This window comes from Parachryseolinea silvisoli, from assembly GCF_021190955.1.
GTDB classification, from domain to species: domain Bacteria; phylum Bacteroidota; class Bacteroidia; order Cytophagales; family Cyclobacteriaceae; genus Ohtaekwangia; species Ohtaekwangia silvisoli.
This window is the reverse complement of record NZ_JAIOAO010000003.1, coordinates 738,906-756,043: the sequence shown is the minus strand read 5'-3', so window position 1 is coordinate 756,043 and position 17,138 is coordinate 738,906. Positions and strand designations below refer to the sequence as shown.

9 protein-coding genes are annotated in these 17,138 nt (G+C 52.2%); 5 read left to right on the top strand and 4 right to left on the bottom strand.

Annotation, left to right across the window (positions count from 1 at the left end):
• Nucleotides 1-56 precede the first annotated feature (56 nt).
• Both K7P01_RS20225 and K7P01_RS20220 read right to left on the bottom strand, forming a co-directional pair.
• The gene (locus K7P01_RS20225; protein ID WP_267296393.1) at nt 57-1,070 is read right to left on the bottom strand and encodes a PorP/SprF family type IX secretion system membrane protein; all 1,014 of its coding nucleotides are present in this window, start codon (nt 1,068-1,070) and stop codon (nt 57-59) included.
• A 35-nt stretch (nt 1,071-1,105) separates the two neighbouring features.
• Nucleotides 1,106-4,756: a PKD domain-containing protein gene (locus tag K7P01_RS20220; RefSeq protein ID WP_267296392.1), complete on the bottom strand. Its 3,651-nt coding sequence runs from the start codon at nt 4,754-4,756 to the stop codon at nt 1,106-1,108.
• Nucleotides 4,757-5,478: 722 nt separating this feature from the next.
• Between K7P01_RS20220 and K7P01_RS20215 the strand changes: the two genes are divergently transcribed.
• The 5 genes from K7P01_RS20215 to K7P01_RS20195 all read left to right on the top strand — a co-directional run bounded on the left by K7P01_RS20215 (nt 5,479) and on the right by K7P01_RS20195 (nt 13,989).
• Nucleotides 5,479-8,799 carry a SusC/RagA family TonB-linked outer membrane protein gene (locus K7P01_RS20215; RefSeq protein WP_267296391.1) on the top strand — a complete coding sequence of 1,107 codons (3,321 nt, stop codon included), beginning with the start codon at nt 5,479-5,481 and terminating at the stop codon, nt 8,797-8,799.
• Nucleotides 8,800-8,817: 18 nt separating this feature from the next.
• The gene (locus K7P01_RS20210) at nt 8,818-10,278 is read left to right on the top strand and encodes a RagB/SusD family nutrient uptake outer membrane protein (RefSeq protein ID WP_267296390.1); all 1,461 of its coding nucleotides are present in this window, start codon (nt 8,818-8,820) and stop codon (nt 10,276-10,278) included.
• A gap of 22 nt (nt 10,279-10,300) precedes the next feature.
• On the top strand, nt 10,301-11,179 hold the full coding sequence (locus K7P01_RS20205; RefSeq protein WP_267296389.1) for a substrate import-associated zinc metallohydrolase lipoprotein: 879 nt from the start codon (nt 10,301-10,303) through the stop codon (nt 11,177-11,179).
• A 67-nt stretch (nt 11,180-11,246) separates the two neighbouring features.
• The gene (locus K7P01_RS20200; protein ID WP_267296388.1) at nt 11,247-12,572 is read left to right on the top strand and encodes a DUF4302 domain-containing protein; all 1,326 of its coding nucleotides are present in this window, start codon (nt 11,247-11,249) and stop codon (nt 12,570-12,572) included.
• Nucleotides 12,573-12,627: 55 nt separating this feature from the next.
• Entirely contained in the window at nt 12,628-13,989 is a 1,362-nt protein-coding gene (locus K7P01_RS20195) for a Calx-beta domain-containing protein (protein ID WP_267296387.1), read from the top strand.
• Between the two features lie 55 nt (nt 13,990-14,044).
• Here K7P01_RS20195 and K7P01_RS20190 read toward each other — a convergent pair whose 3' ends face one another.
• Both K7P01_RS20190 and K7P01_RS20185 read right to left on the bottom strand, forming a co-directional pair.
• A complete protein-coding gene (locus tag K7P01_RS20190; protein WP_267296386.1) occupies nt 14,045-16,678 on the bottom strand; it encodes an ABC transporter permease in 2,634 nt (877 codons plus the stop codon).
• 2 nt (nt 16,679-16,680) lie between these two features.
• Entirely contained in the window at nt 16,681-17,013 is a 333-nt protein-coding gene (locus K7P01_RS20185; protein ID WP_267296385.1) for a PadR family transcriptional regulator, read from the bottom strand.
• Between the last annotated feature and the right edge of the window lie 125 nt (nt 17,014-17,138).

The following is a 17,138-nucleotide window of genomic DNA, read 5'->3' as shown; positions in this document are numbered from 1 at the left end:
ACTGCGGTGCTGGATTTGTTCGGCGGCGTGGCCGGACACTTGTGCTAATTCCAATCTCAATCCTTGTTAAATGTCGGGCAGGGAATGAAGCGTTCTTTTTTACGGGTTTTGACGCGGGTGCCGAGGTCGACTTTGAACTTCAGGGCGATCTCGTGGGCGCCGCCCGAGATGGGGCCCAGGTCGGAGACGGTGACGTCATAGCTATAGGTAAGCTCCACCTTCTGTAGCTGGAAGCCGAGGATGACCACGACGGCATCCTGGCTGATGTTGTCGCGGACGTTTTGTTTGATGGGAATGCCGCGGTACCAGAGGCCCAATACGAGGGGCTCATAGAGGAAATAAGTGCCGATGTCGAGCTGGTCGAAGGTGCCTTGTGTTTTATATACGAAGGATGGCGCAAGGGCTGCGACCCGATCTTTCTTGAACAAGCCGTGATACAACGGGATGCGCACGCCGCCGTGTATGGTGGTCTTGATGGGGATCTGCGCTTCACTGTTAAGCATGGAGCGGTTGGGGCGATTAATGTGAGAAGTGGACATGCCGATCCAGAACTTTCGGTTGTAGGCCAGTATACCGCCGCCAAAGTCGAAGTAGGTGGTATTTTTAAGGCCCAGATCTGTGGGCGGCGGCAGATTGATCCCATCCTGGTCGAACTCGAGCTGCTCATAAAACACCAGGCGGTTATAGTCTATTGTACGGAAGCCCACGCCAAAGTTCAACCCCGCGGATAGTACCCACTTGTCTGAGAGGTGGACCTTGTAGGCATACTGGAGGTTGAACTGCGTGGACTTTAAATTGGCTGACCCTGCTTTGTCGGCCAGAATCATCACACCCAGACCACTGTTGAGGCTGGATAAGTTGTAGTCGTATGAAAAGGCGTAGGTCTCGAAGGCCGTAGTGATATTGGGCCACTGATTGCGGTAGTTGGCCATGAAGCGATGGTCTTCGGACGTACCGGCAAAGGCGGGGTTCAGGTAGAGTGGCGCAGCGTAATATTGCGAGAACTCGGGGTCTTGCGCCCGGGCCGCGAGTGTATATACTATCGCCAGTATGGTAAAAAATCTTTTCATGCGGTGCCTGTTATCGTTCCTCTTCTACCCTATCCCTACCGTAATAAATTGATGTCGCCTGTGCGCGTAAACTGCTTACCATCGTCGTATTCGACGGTGATCTTATAGATGTATACATCTTGCTGGCATAGCTGGCCTTTATAGTAGCCATCCCACCCCGACTCGGGGTTAGCACTTTCAAATAATAATTGTCCCCACCGGTTGAAGATGAACATCTGGAACTTGGTGACGTTGCGCATGAGCGGCAGGAACACTTCGTTGTTCGACACGTTGGTGCTGCCGGGGCCGGTTCCATTGGGTCTGAACGCATTGGGCACGAGCAATTGTCCGCGTTTGATGGTCTGCACAGCGGACTGAATCGTTACCGTGTCGGAACATCCACTGGGGTTGTACGCGATGAGGGTGATGGTGAAGATGCCCTCTTCCGTGTATTTATGCTGCGGCTCGATTTCCGTCGACGTTTGTCCGTCCCCAAAATTCCATAGGAAGCTGGTCGCGCCAAAGCTGCGGTTGTTGGTATACAGCAACTCGTTGGGCACGTTGAGGACTTTGGGGAAAGTGGCAAACTGGGCCGTGGGTGCGTCGTATACTTCGATGATCTGAGGCTTGGTGATCTGTATTGTATCGCCCAGCACGTTCGTACCCTTGAGCGTAACGGAGTATATGCCCGGCGCAAAGTATGTATGAACTGGATGAACGGCGCGCGAGGTACCCTGGTCGCCAAAGTCCCAGACGTAGCTGCCGGGGTCGGCGTATTGGGAGGTGTTGGTGAACTGTACTGTCAGCGGTGCGCAGCCAAAGGCGGGGTCGTATGTAAAGTCAAGTATCGGGGGAATGGGGCGAATGGTGACCGTCTCAACATGCTCGTCGATACAATCATTATCGCGCACTGTCAACGTAATGGTATAGGTACCAAAAGTCGCATATGTATGCGGGGGGGCGTCGCGGTCAGTCGAAGTAGTACTGTCGCCAAAGTTCCACAGATAATCCCACGGACCGGGCGTACTGGTGTTGGTTATCGTGACGGTGGAATTGGGCAGCGTTTGATCCGTTGGCAACGCTGTAAAGGAGGCACTGATGCCCGGGTTTCGCGGAATGAGAACGTTGTGCGTTGTCGGTGTGCTGGGACAATTTGCAAAGTTGGTGGTGATGAGTCGGATGACGACGTTCTGGTCTACTGTAGTCGATCGCGGAATGGTATAATCGAGGTTATCACCGGTGGGTGTGGCCATGACCACACCATTGATGGTGATGCGCCAGTTGTAGGCTTGCAAGCCCTTTTGTGTGGCATCGAGGTGCAGCACGACGTTGTCACAGGTATAGGATACCGTGTCGTAGGTAAAGGCTGATGACGGCACGGGATTGATACGAATCGAGACCGTCGAGTCGCCATAGCACGTGCTGGGCAGTACGGCGCGAAGCGTGACGGTGAAGTCACGGATGGCCTGGGTCGTGTTTTGAAACTCGTAATTAAATGCCGGCGTGGTGCCGGTACTAATTTGATCCAGCTGACCGGAAACGTCGGCGATGGTCCAGATATATTCCGACGGGTTCATGGACTGCGTTTCCGTGTCAACGGCAAAGTCTACTTCTACCGGGGAGCAGTTGTCGTTGAAGGGCGAATAGTTGAGCGACACGAATCCGGCAGCAGGCCCCGGAAATACGGTGATTGTAATTGGGGCCGAAACGGAATCGCAGCCGCGGTTGGTGACGGCACGCAGCCGCACCTGGTAGTCGATGTTGACGAGTGTTGTATTGACGAAATCGCGTGTATACTGACCGTTAAAGCCCGGATCGGTGGGCCGTTGTACGGAGTCTACCTGGAAGCCTGCTCCGCTGCCGTCGTCAATCTCCCAACGATATTCCTGGATCGTGGCCGCCTGACCGGTGGCCGTATTCGTAAAATTGACCGTTAACACGCTACAGCCCGAGAGCCGATCGGCTGTGAAGGTGGAAAGCGGTTTGGGGTCTACAATAACATTGGGTTTTACGATGATGACTTCACAACCGCCACCAGTTACGACACGGAGGGCCACCCGACGCGTGCCGGCGGTGGCGTAGGTATAGTCAAACTCTATTTCATCGTCGAGCGCCGGATCGTTGTCGAAGGTGCCGTCGTACTCCATATCCCACTCACGCAGGGTGATGCCTTCGGCAAAAATGGGATCGAGCGTAGTGGCATCTATGAAATGCGTGGCCGTGCCGAGGCAGACCCGGTTGAAGGTAAAGTTGGGCTCCGGCTTTTCGAATACGCGTATTGTGTCTGTGTCTGTAGTCGTACAAAGGGTTAGGTTGTCGCGTACTGTGAGTCGTATGCGGTAAAGACCCGGTGTGATAAAGGTGCGATCGAACGGTCCCAGCAGCGTCGTTGAAAACCCGCCGCCCGTGGGTGCCTCCAGGATCAAGTTGTTCGACGCATCAAAGAATTCCCATCGTCGGCCCGTCGTAGGCGTGACGGTGCCTGTGGAGATGTCGGTGAAGCGCACGTTGAAGTTGGTGAATGGCGCTGCGGTTTCCTGGCAGAAGTCCCGACTGGTCAGCGGCAAGTTCGTGAGAGGATCAGTTAGGCCGATGGCGGCTACAAGCGACGGTGTGATGTTTACCGTGTGTGTGATCTCGGCGTCACAGGGGCCCTGGGCCGATGCGTTGCGGACACGCAAGCGGATGAGCTTAACGCCACCCGTCGGATACGAATAGACCGGGTTCGCATCGTTACTGGTTTCCAACAGTACAGTACCGGCGGCATCATTGTAAAACTCCCACGTATAACCGATGTTTCCGGCGCCGGTGGTTTGATTGCGGAAGAAGATATCTTCATCGATACAAAAATTGGTGGTGGTCGTGCCTGCGCCGTTGCGTGTGAAGAAGGCCGGTATGGGCGCGGCCACAATCTGAACATACCCGCGCGTGACAATGGCATCTTCGTAGTTCGGGTTGGCGTTGCTGCCATTCCAGGGATTACACACGTTCCAATTAAACATGGTGACTTCGAAGCGATTGCCCACAGCGTTGGCTGCGTCGGCGGGTGCATTCATGGGGAATGACACGGAGATGGGCGCATCTGCCGGTACGGGTACCGTCTCGACGGGGCCAAAGTATGCCGCTGTTACGGGCAGCACCGCCCCCCGGGTCTGCGGGCTAACCAGGTTGCCGGTGGCATTTGTCAAAGGCTGCGGGCCACCGTCGGTTAATGTCAGGTTGCGAATGGTCGCCGCAGCGTTGTGATTCGTACCGTATACAAATTGCACATAACGCGCTGCGCGGTTGGGCACGTCGGGCTCAACGTTGATATTACAATTAAACTCTGAGGCATCGCGGAAGGTGGCGTTTGTGATAGGATTGTTATAGCATACATCCCAGGTCTCTGGCGCCATTTCGACTTCGCCGTTACCTTCATCGTCGGTGCTCCAAAAGAAAGCGCTCTGACGCTGGATGGATGTTGGGCAGACTGCACCATTGATGACGATATAGGCTGTGGGTATAATGCTGCAATCGTTGTTGGTGTTATAGGTGAAGCTCGCGTCGGCGGTAAATTCGGTATTACCAACGCCGACAATTAAACCTGTGGCCAGTGTAACGAGTGTCGTGGAGTTCGCGGGGTCGTTCCATTCATAAAGGATGGCGATGGATCCGGGGGTTTGCGGCGCGGAGAACGAATAGGTCACCTGGAATTGTGTGACTGACACGGGCGCGCAGTCTTGATCCGTATCGAAATCAACGGAAATTGTCGGGCGTAGCATATCACACTGCGCATGCGCGTAGTAGACTGCCCCACAAAACAAAAAAATAGAGAGTAAAGCTTTTTTTAGACCCATCCCATTATACCGGTTGCACACTTATCTACCGATCAAAGGCCAGCCTATAGAACATGAAAGACGCCGTTAATCGAGCTGCCGGCGCAAAAGAAACCTTTACAAAAGGTACGAAATATTACCTGATCGGCGAACCCGACTAATCCGGTGTTAAAGTGCAAGAATGTAAGTCGGATGGTTTAAAAAATCGAGCCGAAATCGATCCCAAAACAGACACTTAATCCGGGAACTCAGAAAATCTCGTCTCCAAAAGAAGGGGCCTTGTCCAGATTTTATTGGGAAATGTCTTTATACGGGCGTATAAAGTTGTGAGACTGACACAAATTCACTTGAATTTGTGAGGTAATTGGCTAATTTTAGAAACTAGCGGATGGGCCTATGGGTAGATTTTTACAGCATCAAGCACGACCTCTCACGACTTTCTATAAAAACAGCGTTTCCAGGGGTTTACCGATGGATAGACCTCCGATGCCAGCGGATACTTGCGTGGTATTGTCGGATAAACGCCCACCCGTTCCCATCCCTTCTTACGGACAATACTCTGTAATTAGTACCTACGTTTTTTTACCATTTTACTCATTACCATACCTAACAGCATGAAGAAATCTCTACTCCTTGGGGTACTCCTCCTATGGACTATGCTGCAGGCACATGCCCAGGAATTTAAAGTTTCAGGAAAGGTGACGGCTGCAAAAGATGGTTCCTCCCTGCCGGGAGTAAACATCCGTATTAAAAATACCAATCGTGGTACTATTACCGACGGAGACGGTGTCTATGAATTGATGGCGCGCTCTTCGCGTGACACCCTTGTCTTTTCGTTTATCGGCTTTCGGCCACGCGAAGTTGTCATCGGTCAACAGACTACTGTAGATATACCGCTGGATGCTGAGACCACCGAACTGGATGAAGTCGTGATCACGGGGTTCCAGGAAGTAGACCGAAAGTTGTTTACCGGTTCGACGGCCACAGTGAAAATGGCCAATATTAAGAGTACGGGTATGAATGACGCGAGCCGCATGCTGGAAGGTCAGGTGGCGGGGGTGACCGTCGACAATGTGTCGGGTACTTTTGGCACGAGCCCCAAGATTCGCATTCGCGGCAATACCTCCATCAACGGCGACACGCAGCCGCTGTGGGTGGTGGACGGCGTTATTCTGGAAGACCTCAACAACGTCGCGGCCGACGATATTATCACCGGTAATGCCAACACGCTGACGGCTTCTTCTATTGCGGGCATCAATCCCGACGACATCGAGTCGTTCCAGGTGCTGAAAGATGCGTCGGCAACGGCGTTGTATGGTACACGTGCCAAGAACGGTGTGATCGTTATTACTACGAAAAAAGGTAAGAGCGGCCAGACGCGTGTGAGCTATTCGGGAAACTTTTCGATGAACCTGCGGCCTACCTATAAGCAATTCGACATTCTGAACTCGGGCGACGAGATGTCGGTGTACCGCGAGATGTATGACAAAGGGCTGATCGACATTACGACGTCTGTAAAGGCGCAGAACTTTGGCGCGCTGGGCAAGATGTTCAATGAGATCAACGCCAAGAATATCAATTGGGGGCCCGGCGGCGAGGGCAGTCTGAATGAAGATTTTCTGCACCAATATGAGACCGCTAATACTGACTGGTTTGACGTGTTATTTCGTGATTTCTCGCTGCAGCAGCAACATTCGTTAAGCCTTACAACCGGTACCGATAAACATAGCAGCTATTATTCCCTGAGCTACCTGCACGACAACGGTCAGACGATTGCCGACAATGTAAAGCGTTATTCGGGTACGGCCAAAAACACTTTTGTATTCTCACCGAAGCTGATGGTGGATCTGAAACTCACAGGCAACTACCGTGAGCAAAGAGTACCCGGTACGCAGAACCGCGACTTCGACCCAATCTCCGGGCGATTCCGTCGCGACTTCGACATCAACCCCCTGAGCTATGCACTGAATACCAGCCGGTCGATCCGGCCCTACACCAACGACGGTGTGCTGGAATACTTCCGCCGCAATTATGCGCCTTTCAACATCCTGGAAGAGCTTCAACTGAACTTCATCAATATTTCAGTAGCAGATATTTCCACACAGGCCGACATTACCTATCACATCCTGGAGAACCTCACCTTTCGCAGTACGCTGATGGGACGGCACGCCACGACCAAGCGTGAGCACGTCATTCATGAGCGTTCGAATCAGGCGCAAGCCTACCGCGCGGATGGCACACAATACATTGCGGATGCCAACCAACTGCTGTACAAAGACCCGGATGATCCCAACGGGGAGCCGCTGGTGGTGTTGCCGGAAGGTGGTTTCAACAACGTAACGGAAGATGAGCTTCGGAATTTCTATGTACGGAACAGCTTAAATTGGTTGCATATGATCAATGAAGTTCATCAGGTCAATGTACTGGCCGGGCAGGAGATCAAGTATACTAACCGCACGAGCCTTCGCGCCGACGGCATTGGGGTGATGTATGACAACGGGGGCATCGCTAACCTGGATCCGAAGATGATCGAGTTCCTCAGCCGCCAGGGTATTCGTACCTATGCGTTGGGTGTGGACCGCGAGCGGTTTGCCGGTTTGTTTGTAAACGGCGCTTACTCCTACAAGGGAAAGTATATTTTTAATGGCACGGTGCGGTATGACGGTTCCAACAGACTTGGCAAAGCGAAGAGCGCCCGGTACCTACCCACCTGGAACGTGAGCGGTGCGTGGAACGTCACCGAAGAGGACTTTGTGAATATTGACTGGCTCAACAGCCTGAAGCTACGGGCCACGTATGGCTTGTCGGCTAACCTGGGTCCGAACACCAGTGCGCTGTTAAACCTCCAGTCGGGTGTAACCCTTCGCCCGAGCGATGTCGAGACCTATCTGTATATCGACGCGCTGGAAAACCGCGATCTGACATGGGAGAAGCTGAAAGAATTCAACGTAGGGTTCGACTATGCGATTGTAAACAACCGCGTGTCGGGTACGGTGGATTTCTTTGAGCGCAAGGCCTACGATCTGATCGGTTTGATCCAGACCAGTGGTGTGGGCGGCAACCCGTACAAGTATGGCAATTATGCGGACATGCAATCGCGCGGTGTTGAATTTACGATCAATACACAGAACCTGCGCGTCGGCGACTTCTCGTGGGCCACGAGCTTCAACGTGGGCTACACCAAAGACAAGATCACGCGGTTGAACTTCAACCCACGGTTGGGCGATGCGATTGTGCAGGGCGGCGCCGCCGTGCAAGGCGGCCCGCGTCGTGGGTTATACTCTACACGTTTTGCGGGCCTCGATCAGCGCGGCATTCCCACGTTCTATGATGGCAGTGGCGAGGTTGTTTACAACTACGATCTGCAGGATCGTGAGAACATCTGGGACATCCTACACTATGATGGCCCTGCCGAGCCACGCGGCGCAGGTGGCTTCACCAACATCTTTAGCTACAAAGGTTTTACGTTAAACGCGTTGGTGTCGTTCAAGTTCGACTACAAGATCCGCCTGGACGATGCCTATAGCCCGCGTTACACCGACTTCAACTCGTTGTCGCGAAACTTTGTGAATCGCTGGGTGGTACAGGGAGATGAATTGATCACGGACGTACCGGTCATTCTGGACCAAAACACCATTGTAACGGGTAATCCGGACTACCAGAGCGCGTACGATCTGTACAACAAGAGCACAGCGCGTGTAGCGGACGGTACGTATGTTCGCCTGAAGACGGTGCGGTTAAGCTATAGCTTACCGGGACAATGGGTGCGGCGCATTGGCGCCAACACGGCATCGATCTCGGTGGAAGGTCAGAACCTGGCCCTCCTCTACTCGGACAAAAAGCTCAATGGTCAGGATCCCGAGTTCTTTTCCTCGGGGGGTGTGGCATTGCCACAACCAAAGCTGTTCACTACAGCGATCAACATCGGTTTTTAATTTAACGAAGGCACTTACATGAAACGATATATCACTCATTACAGCTCTTCCCTGTTACTGGGCCTCATGCTGCTGACGGCGTGCGACAAGTATTTGGAAGAAAATCCAGACAACCGAGTAGATCTGAATACGACAGAGAAGGCGGCACAGCTGCTGACCAATGCGTACAGCTCGGGCGGCTACCAATTTACGGAGTGGATGACCGATAACGTGACGTACACCAACGGCACAACGAAGCTGCCAGAGCACGTGCAGGCGTATGAATGGAACGATATCTTTCCGGTGAACCAGGACACACCTACGAACTTCTGGGAGACTACGTATGACGCGATTGCCCATGCCAACGAGGTATTGGCTGTGATCAACGATCTACCGGGTGAAAAAGCTCAGCGAGACGCTGTTAAAGGCGAGGCGCTACTGACCCGCGCGTATGGGCACTTTATGCTGGTCAACCTGTTTGCCAAACATTACACTGCAAACACGGCCGCCACCGATCCTGGCATTCCTTACCCGACGGCACCGGAGAAAGACTTTTTGGTACAGTACGAGCGCCTTTCGGTAGAAGAAGTATACAACAACATAGAAGATGATATTCTGGCCGGACTCAGGCTGGTCGACGCCAGCTTTTATGCCAATTCTGGCAAGTATCACTTTACGCGCGAAGCGGCGCTGGCATTTGCTTCCCGCTTTTACCTTTTCAAAGGCGAGTGGCAGAAGTGCATCGACTACAGCACGCAGATGCTGGGCGCCGATCCAACGATCTTTGTAAAGGACATTTATGGTATGCTGGCGCAAAGCAGCAACGACGACGATTTCATTCGTCGGTATACCGCGCCGACGGAGCGAAGCAATCTGTTGATGATCCGGCAGGTGACCAACTTCCCGGTGAATGTCGGTTTCTGGCCCGACTTTAACATTTTCCAATACTTGTTTTATTTCAACCCTTTTAATAGCGATGATGACGCTCGTATCAGCACCGAGGGTTATCCTGTCTACCAGCGCGGTGACAATGGCATTTGCTTGAATAAGTATGAATTTTTGTTTGAGCGTACAAGCATTACTTCAAATGTAGGAACGTACTACACCATTGCGACCGCGTTTCATGGAGAAGAGGTGCTATTGAACCGGGCGGAAGCATACGTTCAGTTAAACCAGGTGAGTCTGGCATTGGCCGACCTGCAGGTCCTGGCCCGCAAGCGCTACGCCCCGAACGTGACACTTAACACCAACGCTTTGCGTACCTACTACAACAGCTCCAACAATCAGCTTAACGCGCTGACATATATCCTGGAAGAGCGACAGAAAGAGTTTATTCATGAGGGTCTTCGCTGGTTCGACATCAAGCGCTATGGCTATCCCGTGCAACACCGGTTACAGGACGGAAGCATTATCACCCTCGAAGCTACTGACAAGCGTAAGATAATACAGATACCGCAGGCGGCCATCGACATCGGCGGACTTACTCCCAATGAACGTTAATCACCCCATCGACTTTTTCCGTATGAAACATATCATCACCAAAATTTCCTCGTTATTGCTAGCCGGCCCGTTGCTCCTGATGGTTGCCTGCTACCAAAGCGACGACGTTACTATTCCGCAGCGAGAAACAACTCCGTCAACAGACGAGTTGGACGTTTATATTCAACAGAATTTCGTCAAGCCCTATAGCATCGCCGTACGATATGCTTATGTGGATCGATACGTAGATCCAAGCAAGCGGGTGACACCGCCCGATCGCGATAATGTTATTCCAATGCTGAAATTCTTAGAAAGCTATTGGATTGAGCCATTCGTTAGCGTGCCGAATGGTAGCAAGTTCTTTAAACGGTACGTGCCTTCCGAAGTCGTGTTCATTGGTTCTACCATTTACAACGCCGATGGCACGGAAATCCTGGGTACGGCGGATGCGGGCGCACGGATAACACTGTCGCGTGTGAACTACATTGACACGCTCGACCAACAATGGCTGTTCCTGCAACTTGGCACCATCTACCACGAGTTTGCGCACGTGATGCACCAAAACTTTAAGTTGCCACCCAACTTTCAGAGCATCTCTCCGCAAGGCTATTCTTCTTCGGGATCGTGGTTTGTGCTGAGTGATGAAGAGGCGCTGCAGCGCGGCTTTGTATCGCCTTATGCCACCAGCGCATTCAATGAAGATTTTGCCGAGACGGTTGCGTTTATGCTGTACTACCCGAATTTCTATGAGCGTTATTACGATGACGAGGCAAACTGTGCCACGGCAGATTGTTTCGCCCGAAACGAGGGACGTGCGTTGATCCGCCAGAAGTACAATGCAATTCTGGCGCATTACAAGCAGTATACCGGCGTAGACTTGCTGGAGATCCGAGCCCTTGTTCAAGAGAAACTATCTGAATAACCTTCTACCCATGGTCATTATGTATTTACCGATAAAAAAATCAATTCCTTTAACGTTGTTCTGCTTCGTGCTTTTACTGTCGGGCTGTAAGGATGACGATTTCAATAAATTCGACAAGTCGGCGGACGAACGTATTGCCGAAGCCAAGGCCAATTTGAAAAGCAGCCTGGTGGACCCGGCGCACGGCTGGAAATTGCTCTATACACCGCAGGAAGGTTATGGATCGTTTCTGGTATTGCTCGATTTCCAGGATGATAACAAAGTAACGATCAAGACCGATCTGGGCGCCGACGACGGCAAATTTTACGAGCAAACCGTCGGTTATCGTATCGACAGCTCCCTGGGCCTGGAACTCATCATGGAGAACTACTCGTTCTTTGCGTATCTCTTCGAATTCGACCGCGCTACGTTTGGCGCCGAGTTTGAGTTTAACTATGTGCGTAAAAACGAAAACGGGTCATTGCTGTTTAGCAGTAAATCAGATGCTTCCAACCCCACTCAGCTATTATTCGAAGAGGCGACCGAAAATGACCTAAACGCCCTCGGCCTGCAAGTGGCTCAGAAGCTCACTACCATGACGGCCGATCTGCACAAGATTACGACATCGCTACAGATGACCTATACCAACAAGGATTTGATTTTTTATATGTCGCTGCAGGAATCTTATCGGGTGCTGACGATCTCCTCCGCCTCCAGGAAAAGTAACACAGCCAATACGCAACAGCTAAACTTCACCACGGGTTATTATCTGAAGAACGATTCCATTGTTTTTGACACGCCGCTGGCGGGAACGTTTGTCGGCATTGCCACTTCGCTGAAAGGCGTCCAGGTAAAGGGCCTGGAGAATACCGAACTAAACCTGTGCGCCGACCCCATCCCGTTGCACGCCTACAGAGGTGTGACCTCGGCAGGCGACAATGTCTTGTTGGAAACATCGGTAGCAGACGCCAGTGGTGCGACCTTTACAGACTACGATTTCTTCTCGGCTCCTCCTGCCAACGTGGCGTACCTGGGGGAGTCGGCCTATGAGCAAGTAACGGCTGACATCAATACACCCACGCATATTCAGTTATATTACAATTACTCCCTGGGCGACGGCTCGGTGTTGAATGCCATTGGATTTCGGATACAGAATCCAGACGGCACCATCACCTTTGCGTTGTGGGAGTTTGTGCCGATCCTGGAAGACAACAACCTGAAGTTCAATTTTGCGCCGGAGATCAGTCAGTTCGGTGATGCCCAGACCTCAGCGGCAAACCTGGCGGCGGTCCAAACCTATATTGAGCACCTGACGGACGGTGGTACCACCTACGTTTTCCGATACAGCGACGGGGTCTATGAATTCAGTAACCCGTGCACGGGCTGGAGTACGCTTTTAATTTCATCACAATAATAAACCTATACTTTACTACATCCATAATCCGTTACAAAACCTAAATCTTAATATCATGCGAAACCCTTATCCAATTACCAAATCTTTGCTTGCGCTGGCTGTTGTTGGTGTAAGTCTATCGGCGTGTAAGGACGACGATAATGAGCCAACGCCCCGCGCCACTGTTTCTTTTGAAAAAAGTACGGTATCCGCCGGCGAAGGCAGTGGTGTCCTTACTGTAAATATTGTGCTGGATCGCGCGGCAACGGAAGATCTGACAGTGTCGTATACACTGGCCGGAACAGCCATCGATAAATTGACCGCGGCATCGTCGGGCGCGGCTGCCGACTATGAAATCATTGGCGATCATGGCGAGGTTGACATCAAGAAAGGAGAAACCAGCGGCGGGATCGAGATCCAAATTGTTTCCGACGGGACCTATGAGGGTAACGAAACCATCGACATCACCCTGGACGATGTCGATGTCGACAATGTAGATATTGCGGAGGACAATACGACCAAAGTAACGATCCTGGACGATGAGGACGAAGGCGACGTCGTACAGATCTCGTTCGATGAACCGAGCATTGTTACGAGCGAAGATGCACGCGACCTTTCGGTGCTGCTAACGCTAAGCAAGGCTGCTCCTGAAAAGCTGACCTTGAGCTATACCCTGGCGGGCAACGCGCTCGATTCTATGAAAGCGTTTGATAATGACGCGTCAAGATTTACCGACTACTATGTTGTGAACGGTGAGGATGGTAAGATTGTAATTGAAAAAGGTGCTACTACTGCTAAAATCGATCTTCACATTTACTCCGATTTCTTCCTGGAGAATGACGAAACCATTGAAATTTCGCTGACATCAAATTCCGTTGCTGCACAAGTAGCGCCGGCACCGGCGAAGATTCAACTTAACCAGGAGGATGGAAGAGCGATTCTACTCTTTTGGAATGCGGAAGCCGGCGTTGACATGGACCTTCTCTTGTGGGCCGCTGATCCCGGCGAGGACCTCGGTCCTTTCGTTGCGTCTGCTTTTCCGGACACGGAGGGTGCTGAAAGCATTATTATTCCTGATGCGCTCGACATTTCGGATGCCGATTTCGGACTCAGCTTTATCTACTATAGTGGTACAGTCGACGACCTCGGCTTCAGCGTCGTGCATGTGACGTTTGCCGATGGCGACTTCCTGGAAGATGACGTAGCTTTTGACGCCACCTATACGCTGGACAATATTAACAACACCTGGGATCAACAATCCGGTCAGATACCTTTCATTGCCCAGACGTTCTACAAAACAGACGGCGCCTATGTCGATATTTCCAATATCACAGTGGCCGAGGATGGCAGCCGCCGCCCTTCGTTGAAAGCATTGCCGGCGAAGATCCGAGATCGCTCCGATCGTCTGAAGACGACGCTGCGGAGTTACAAACGCTAGTAAATACATACTGTTAGAGGTCCCTGCAACATGCTGTTCGCAGGACCTCTTTTTTTTATTCATACCGCAGGGCACGTGTGGGATTGGCCGATGCCGTGCGCAGGGATCTGGCGGCCACTAACAGCAGGGTTAACGTCAGGATGGCCACGACGGGCAACACAAAGCACCACCATGCCGGCGGCAGCCGGTAGGTAAATGCCTGTAGCCACTGTATACTGAAGTAATAGGCCAACGGCGTGGCCACGGCGCAGGCCAGGCCAATCAGGATGAGATACGGTTTCGACATAAGTAGAATGATACTGTCGACGGATGCGCCCAATACTTTGCGAATGCCCATTTCTTTGGTGCGCTTCGATACCGCGAGCGATACCATCCCAAACACGCCGGTGAAGACAATAACAAGCATCAGCCCTGTCGCCAGATTGGAGGCTTTTTTCAATCGAATTTCATTCTTATACAGTTTGGCCAGTTCCTGGTCCATGAAGGCATATACGAAAGGGTCGTCGGGAAATACCTGGCGCCATTTCGCTTCTACGGCGGCCACAGCGCCGGCCATATCGCCCGCCTCCAGCTTGATCGAGAAATGCCGGAAGGCCTTCGTGCCACGGGTGTGTAAGAAGGCCATGGGCTTCACATTTTCGTGGAGGGAAAAGAAGTGAAAGTCTTTGATGATACCGGCGACAGTGAACACGACCGTGTCGCCTTTTATTCGCACCTTATCGCCTACGCCCACGCCGAGTGTTTTGCCGGCGGACTCATTGACGACGAGGTCCCCCAGGTGCCAGGTATGTTGTTCGTCTGCCAGGAATGTACCTTCCTTCATGGGAATACCGTAGGTATCGGCAAAATGTTCGTCGGTCATCAGCATGGGCATGTCGACAGCTTTGTCTTCTTCCACACCCTGGCGATAGAACTGTAGCTGATTGCCATAGTTGCCGGCGGGGATTTCCCAGGACAGGCTTATATTTTTCACCATCGGTAAGGCCAGGAATTCCAGTCGCGCGGCTTCCATCGTACGCACACCTTCTTCGGACCAGCGACGCGGAACGGATGAGATTGTCAACACATAGTCTTTGTTATACCCGAGGTCTTTTTGTAAGAAGAATGCTACCTGGCGTGTGATGACGATGGAGAATGCAAAGACACCGATGGCCAGTATAAATTGCATGGCTACGAGGGACCGCGAAAGGCCACCGCCCGCCTTGAGCGATGAGGCCTTGTTACGAAGTGATTCGACGGCATTGTAGGATGAAAGCAGGAAAGCCGGATAGGCACCGGCGAGCAGTCCGACGGTGAGCGTAAGCAACAGCATCACGCCGGTGAACTTAATACTCAGCTCACCGAGCGCAGGCAGGGCGATACCCAACACATCACTCGCATAGGGACGCGCCAGCATGTATACTACCAATGCCAGCAGGAACGCTCCGATGCTAAGGGCCATCGACTCCGACAAGAACTGGGTGATGAGCTGCCCCCGCCGACTGCCAATGGCCTTGCGCACGCCAATCTCGCGGAGGCGCCCTAAGGCGCTGCCAATCGTGATGTTAATAAAATTAATCACAGCAAGCACCAGGATAAAAACGGCTATGGCCGATACGGTATAGATAAGTTTCCTGACGCGGCCGTCGTTTGCCTCCAGGTAGTAGGTACGCAACGGATTGAGCGATACGATAAGCTTGCGTAGGGACTCGGGCGTTTGCGTCTGCATGATTTTAGCAATAGCCCGTTCGGCATCTGAACGCATGGCGCCTGTGCGGAGCTTGAGGTAGCTAACCATAACGCCACTCTCCCATTTCCCGGGGTCGTTCAACTTATATACATCGTTTTTTTGCAGGCACAGGAAAATCTGTGCATTCATGTCCAACAAATCGGTGATGGAGTTTCGAGGCAGGTCGTCGAGGACGGCGGTTATTGTATAGTCGTAGCGCTTGTTATCGCCCGACTCACCCGACAGTGTGAGGATCTCTCCTATTACGTCTGTGCGATTAAAGAACCGGAGCGCGGTAGTCCGCGTGACTACCATGGAGCGTGTATCGCGAAAGGGCTTTACGACGTCACCATGCAGTACCGGCAGCCCCAGGAACGAGATCAGCGTCGAGTCGCCGATCAGGCTCTGAATACGGAAGTGCTGGTCTTCCCTGGACACGGTGATCATCTTGTCCCAGTAGCGATAGTATCCTTCAAACAACGAGGGATACTGTTCAGTGACTACCGCTGCCAGCGGGGCGGGTGATAGGAAGGGATGCCAGAAAGCACCGTCGGTCGTGGTAGTTTCTGCCATGTACAGGCGATCGACGTCGCGCAACGAGTTGTTTACGCGAAGCTCCTGGTCGACAAAGATGCCGGTCATCAAGGCGAAGGCCAACCCCATGGTGAGGCCAAAGATGTGAATGGCTGACTGGGTCTTTTGCTTCCACAGGACGCGCAGCATGACCTTGCCGTAGTTTTGTATCATCGATGCGGGGGTTAGGGTGTATGAGATTTTGTTTCGCAGCAGTATGCCGGGGCGGAAAAAGCGCAGCACCTGCCAGGTAAACCGGCGACGGGCGATGCGATGGCCGACAGCAGCACGATCTATTTCAAATTGTTCGAGCAAATCGCCTTCGATACCTTCGTATAGTGCCGGTGGGCAGAACCATCGCAGAAAGCGCAGGGCCGTAACAGGTGGTTGTCCGGATTGCTGGCGCATGGCTATGCCGCGGTTATGTCAAGCTGTGGGATCAGTTTCCAAAGGTCCATGCGGGCTTCTTTCATCGTGCGCAACATGGACAGGCCGGCATTGGTGATATTGAATATTCGCTTCCGCCGGCCTCCGCGGGCGTTTGTAACACCACCCATGGCCGACTTGACCAGGCCTTTATCTTCGAGACGGTACAACGTAACGTGTACGGCGCTAAGGTTGGATTCGCGGTCCAGGCGGTCTTTGATGGCTGTTACGATGGCATTACCATAGGCTTCTTCGCCTAATACCCCTACCATGGTTAATACCAATTCTTCAAATTCGCCGAGGTATTCCTTGCTCATTTGTATATGTTTTGTAAAACAAATAACGGGATTTGTCTATGTTTTGTTAAACAAATGGCAATATTTTTAATATCGCACTGTATATCAGTAATTTAATAGTTGATTCAATGAAGAAGAGTGGCTGT